Annotated in this window: 2 protein-coding genes and 1 pseudogene; all 3 read left to right on the forward strand. The window is 59.8% G+C overall.

The genetic code is table 11. From position 1 onward, the window contains the following. The first annotated feature begins 480 nt into the window (after positions 1–480). A complete protein-coding gene (locus KZA10_RS07030; RefSeq protein ID WP_218682507.1) occupies positions 481–1728 on the forward strand; it encodes a hypothetical protein in 1248 nt (415 codons plus the stop codon). Between the two features lie 2 nt (positions 1729–1730). Next, positions 1731–4664, forward strand: a complete 2934-nt coding sequence (locus tag KZA10_RS07035) for a type I restriction endonuclease subunit R (RefSeq protein WP_218682508.1) — start codon at positions 1731–1733, stop codon at positions 4662–4664. Between the two features lie 676 nt (positions 4665–5340). Beyond that, positions 5341–5550 (forward strand): annotated as a pseudogene (locus tag KZA10_RS07040) (ISL3 family transposase); the annotation flags it as partial.

The following is a 5550-nucleotide window of genomic DNA, read 5'->3' on the forward strand; positions in this document are numbered from 1 at the left end:
GCGGTCATCGTGATGATGCCTTTCGAGTGGAGGTAAGAGACTTCTCGAAGGATCACACGGTGACCGCGCTTACGTCGCGAGCGACGAGCCGGCCACCGCGGGCTACACCACCTTAAGGGGCACTACTGACGGTGTTGAGGCGTTCTTCCGACGTGAAGTCACTCCTTATGCTCCGGATGCCTGGATCGACGAGTCGAAGACGAAGATCGGCTATGAGATTTCCTTCACACGCCACTTCTACAAGCCTGCGCCGATGCGCACCCTTGCCGAGATCCAGGCCGACATCCGCTTGCTCGAAGCAGAGACTGACGACCTGATCGCCGAGATCGCTGGTGAGTACTGATGTTTCGTGATCTGCCGCGGTACGGCTCGTACAAAGTCGCGGGCGAGTGGGTTGCTGACGTACCCCTTTCATGGGGCTGGGAGCCCGCACGAACCATTTTTGGTGAGCGTAAGGATGCTGGGCACGTTGAGGAACAGATGCTCTCGGTGACCATCGGTCGCGGAGTGATTCCTCAAGCTGACCTTCTGTCGTCTACATCAAAAAAGGACTCATCCAACGTCGATAAGTCGAAGTATAAGCTCGTTGAGCCCGGCGATATTGTCTACAACAAGATGCGTGCATGGCAAGGAGCCGCAGGCGGATCAAAGTATCGGGGCATTGTTAGCCCTGCTTATATCGTGATGTCTCCGCGAGACGCCCTCACTGAGTACATGCACCACGTCGTGCGGACTCCGCAGTTCGCGAAAGAAGCCGAGCGTTGGTCGTACGGCATCACTTCCGACCAGTGGAGCCTGCGGCCGGAGCACTTCAAGATGATTCGCTTCCCGGTGCCGCCGGCGGACGAGCAGACGGCGATCGTGAAGTACCTCGCCCACGCGAACGCCCGCATCGACAAGGCCATCGCCGCCAAGCGCCGCCTCCTCATTCTCATAAGAGAGGAAGCTCAGCAACTTGCGACGGATCTTGTCACCGGCGGTCTTGGTCATCGAGTAGTTGAATCAGGTGTGGACTTGCCGGAGGGCTGGATGGTTCTACCTTTTCTGCGAGCAGTAACTGAGCGTGCCGACTATCGAGGTGCCACGCCAGAGAAGACAGAATTTGGTGTGACGTTGGTTACTGCTAAGAATGTTCGGCCAGGGTGGATCGATTATGAATCTTCAAAAGAGTATGTGAGCGAGGCGGATTATCCTCAGATAATGCGTCGAGGACTCCCCCGTGCGGGAGATCTATTGCTTACGATGGAGGCTCCGCTTGGGAACGTAGCCTTGGTGGATCGCGAGGATGTCGCATTTGCGCAAAGGGTTGTTCGATTCCGGCTTGACGGTAAAGTCCTAAGGCCCCGATTTGCCTCAGTGGCAATGAACTCGCCATATTTTCAATACCAACTCACCGTTCGTGGTACCGGGTCGACCGCCACGGGTATCAAGGCGAGCAAACTTCCGCAATTGCTCATCGCTCTGCCTCCTGCCGACGAACAAGATCGCTTGCTCGGCATCTTTGACCAGAAGATTGGCACCTCGACCGCAATCGTTACCCGTGTCCGGCGCGAGATCGACCTCCTCCAGGAGTTCCGCACACGACTCGTCGCGGACGTGGTGACGGGCCAGGTCGACGTCCGTGCCATCGCAGCGACGTTGCCGGACGCACCCGAGTCGTTCGACAACAACACGGTCTCAGCAACCGATGATGCTCTTGATGAAGCACTGAGCGAAGGCGAGGAGTGAGCATGCAGCGACTCAACGAGGAGAGCTTGGAATCGCTCATCGTCACTCAGATGAGCGAGGGTGGCTGGACCGCGGGGGCACCCGGAGACTACGTCGCTTCCTACGCGATCGATCTGGAGCACTTCGCTGCGTTCATCGAGTCAACCCAGCCCGATCTCGTCGACTCGCTCGGGCTCGCGTCGGAGACTCCCACGCGTCACAAGTTCCTCGCTCGGCTCCAGGGCGAGATCACGCGCCGGGGTGTCGTCCACGTCTTGCGAAACGGCATCGACCATCACGGTCACCACATTGATCTGTATTACCCGACACCTGTGGCTGGGAATCCAAAGGCTGCTGAGCATTTCGTCGCGAACCGGTTCGTCATCACGCGGCAGGTGCATCACAGCGTCAGTAACCCGGGGGATGCCGTCGACCTTGTGGCGTTCGTTAACGGTCTGCCCATCTTTACGTTCGAGCTGAAGAACAACATCACGAACCAGACGGTTGAAGATGCGGTTCAGCAGTATCAGCGCGACCGCGATCCTCGTGAACCGCTGTTCGCGTTCGGACGGACGATCGCACACTTCGCCCTAGACGATCACCGCGCACGATTCTGCACCGAGCTCAAGGGGGCTTCATCGTGGTTCCTGCCGTTCGACCAAGGATTCAACGATGGTGCGGGTAACGCGCCGAATCCAGATGGGGTCATGACGGACTACCTGTGGCGGCGAGTGCTCGCGCCGCAGAGCCTCGCCGGGATCATCGAGAACTACGCGCAGATCGTGGTCGAGAAGAATCCCAAGACTGGGAAGAAGATCTCGAAGGTGATCTTCCCTCGGTATCACCAGCTCGATGTCGTGCGCCAACTCTTGTCCGATGTTGAGACGAGCGGTGCTGGTCGCCGCTATCTCATTCAACACTCGGCTGGCAGCGGCAAGTCAAACTCGATTGCCTGGCTGACTCACCAGCTCACCGAGGCCACACACGACGGCAAGATCGCCTTCGACTCGATCATCGTCGTCACCGACCGCATCATCCTCGACAGCCAGCTCACACAGACCATCAAGTCGTTCCTGCAGGTGGGATCGACCGTGGTGCATGCGGACCGTTCCGGAGATCTTCGCCGTGCGATCACGGCGGGCAAGAAGATCATCGTCACCACGGTGCAGAAGTTCCCGTACATTCTGGATGACATCGGAGCGGACCATCGTGACCGTAGGTTCGCCATCGTTATCGACGAGGCGCACTCGTCCCAGGGGTCGAAGACTTCGGCGGCCGTCTCGAGCGCACTCGGCGGCATCGAGGCCCACGACGAAGACACCGTCGAGGACCGGATCAACCGGATCATCGAGGGCAAGAAGCTGCTGACGAACGCGAGCTACTTCGCTTTCACTGCTACGCCGAAAAACAAGACGCTCGAGATGTTCGGCGAGCCGGTGCCCAACGCCGAAGGAGGCACGAGCTTCCGACCATTCCATTCGTACACGATGAAGCAGGCGATCCAGGAGGGCTTCATCGTCGATGTCCTCTCCAACTACACGCCCGTCGGCAGCTACTACAAGCTGATGAAGACCGTGGAGGACGATCCCGAGTTCGATGCGAAGCGCGCCTCGAAGAAACTTCGCGCCTATGTCGAGGGCAACGAGCACGCCATTGCTCAGAAGACCGACATCATGATCGAACACTTCCTTGCTCAAGTGGTCGCGAAGCGGAAGATCGGTGGCCAAGCGCGGGCAATGGTCGTAACTTCGTCGATCGCACGGTGCATCGAGTACTTCCATGCGATTCGTGACGCGCTCGCTGCGCGCAAGAGCCCGTACAAGGCGGTCGTCGCCTTCTCTGGTGAGCACGAGTATAAGGGGGTAAAAGTAACCGAGGCCAGCTTGAACGGCTTCCCCTCGAACGCTATCGCCGAGCAGGTGAAGACCGACCCGAATCGGATCCTCGTCGTCGCGAACAAGTTCCAGACCGGCTACGACGAGCCACTGCTACACACGATGTACGTGGACAAGGCGTTGTCGGGTGTCTTAGCAGTGCAGACGTTGTCTCGGCTCAACCGGGCACATCCGGCGAAGCACGACACCTTCGTTCTCGACTTCGCCAACGATGCTGAGGAGATCCAGCGCGCGTTTGAACCGTACTACCGCACAACCGTGCTGGCTGAAGAGACGGACGCCAACAAGCTGCATGACCTGGTCAACGACCTCGACGCATTCGGGATCTACACACCTGAGCAAGTCGGAGAGTTTGTCAACCGGTACCTGGCGGGGGAGCGGCGCGACCAACTTGACCCGCTGCTGGACGCCAGCGTCGCTGAGTACATCGAACTCCCTGACGAAGATGACCAGGTGAAATTCAAGGGCGATGCCAAGGCCTTCCTTCGCACGTACAACTTCCTCTCCACCGTCCTGCCCTACGGCAGCACCGAGTGGGAGAAGCGATCGATCTTCCTTGACCATCTAGTACCCAAGCTGCCGGCCCCGAAGGAAGAGGATCTCGCCGCTGGAATCCTCGAGAACATCGACTTGGAGTCTTATCGCGCCGAGAAGCTCAACGCGATGAAGATCGTGCTCGATGACGAAGACGGCACGCTTGCACCGGTCCCGGCCGCCGGCGGAGGACACCTCTCGGATCCGGAGCTTGAGAGACTCTCGGCGATCGTCCGAAGCTTCAACGATCACTTCGGCAACATCGAGTGGAACGACGCTGATCGCGTCCAACGGTTCATCACCGAAGAGATCCCGCGGCTGGTGTCCGAGGACGAGGCCTACAAGAATGCTCAGGCCAACGACGACCCGGTGAACGCCCGCGTCGAGAGCGACCGCGCCCTCAGCCAGGTCATGCTGCGCCTCATCTCAGATGACACCCAGCTCTTCAAGGAGTTCCAGGACAACAGCAGCTTCAAGCAATGGCTCGCTAGCGCAGTGTTCAATGCGACTTACCGGAAGAGTGCTTGAGCGCTACCGCGTCGAAAGGGCTCTTCGCAGATGAAGGTGTAGCAGCGGAGCGTGGTGCGGGCGCGTTGGTGCCGACGGTCCCGGCGGCGCATGAGTGGGATCATGGACTCATGGCTACTGATGACACCGAGAGTGCCCCGAAGGTCATCCGTTGTGAGCACTGGTCTGAGGAGCTTGGTCGCTTCGGCGGCTGGCACCACCACGAGGGGCCTCACGCGTGCGACTGGCGGAACCACGATGGCGAGTGTCCGTACTGGTTCAGCGTTGGCGGTAGGCCGAACCTTGAATCTCAGTAGAGGGAGTCGTGTGGCCATGGCAAGCGGTTCGGCGTCGTCTGCTGGCTCTCCTCGCGACTCCCATTAACCATGTCGTAGCCGCGAGCCTTGTCTGAGACCTTGAATCGGCCTGGCTTGCCGTTGATTCGTTAGCTTGTCCGACCGTCCAACTTCTGGGCAGGCGCGCGCACTTGGCCAAAGGACCCAGGGGAGCGGCGCGACCCCCCGGCCCGTCCGATCCAGCGTCCATCAGTCCTCGGGATGACCTCAACGAGCCCCGGATGCTAATCTGGCTCTTCGCAGATGAGGGTGTAGAAGCTGACGGCGCGGCGGTGTCGGGATCGAAGTCGAGGTCTCCCGAGGATGGAAGTTCTCACACTGCCCATCCGGAAGACCTCGACGTGCACGACGCTACCTTCACTCGCCCTGACCTGACCACGTTCTGCCGACTGGATGAGCTCGGTCTCGAAGCCGTTGGGCAACGGCTCGAGCCCGACCGCGCGGTGATCGCTTGCCGCGTCGTCGAGCTCGACCAGTGGTGCCGTCGCTGCGGCTGCGAAGGGGTTCCGCGGGACACGGTGGTCCGGCGGCTTGCGCACGAACCGCTCGGG

Source organism: Microbacterium sp. BF1 (genome assembly GCF_019279095.1).
Classification (GTDB): Bacteria; Actinomycetota; Actinomycetes; order Actinomycetales; family Microbacteriaceae; genus Microbacterium; species Microbacterium maritypicum.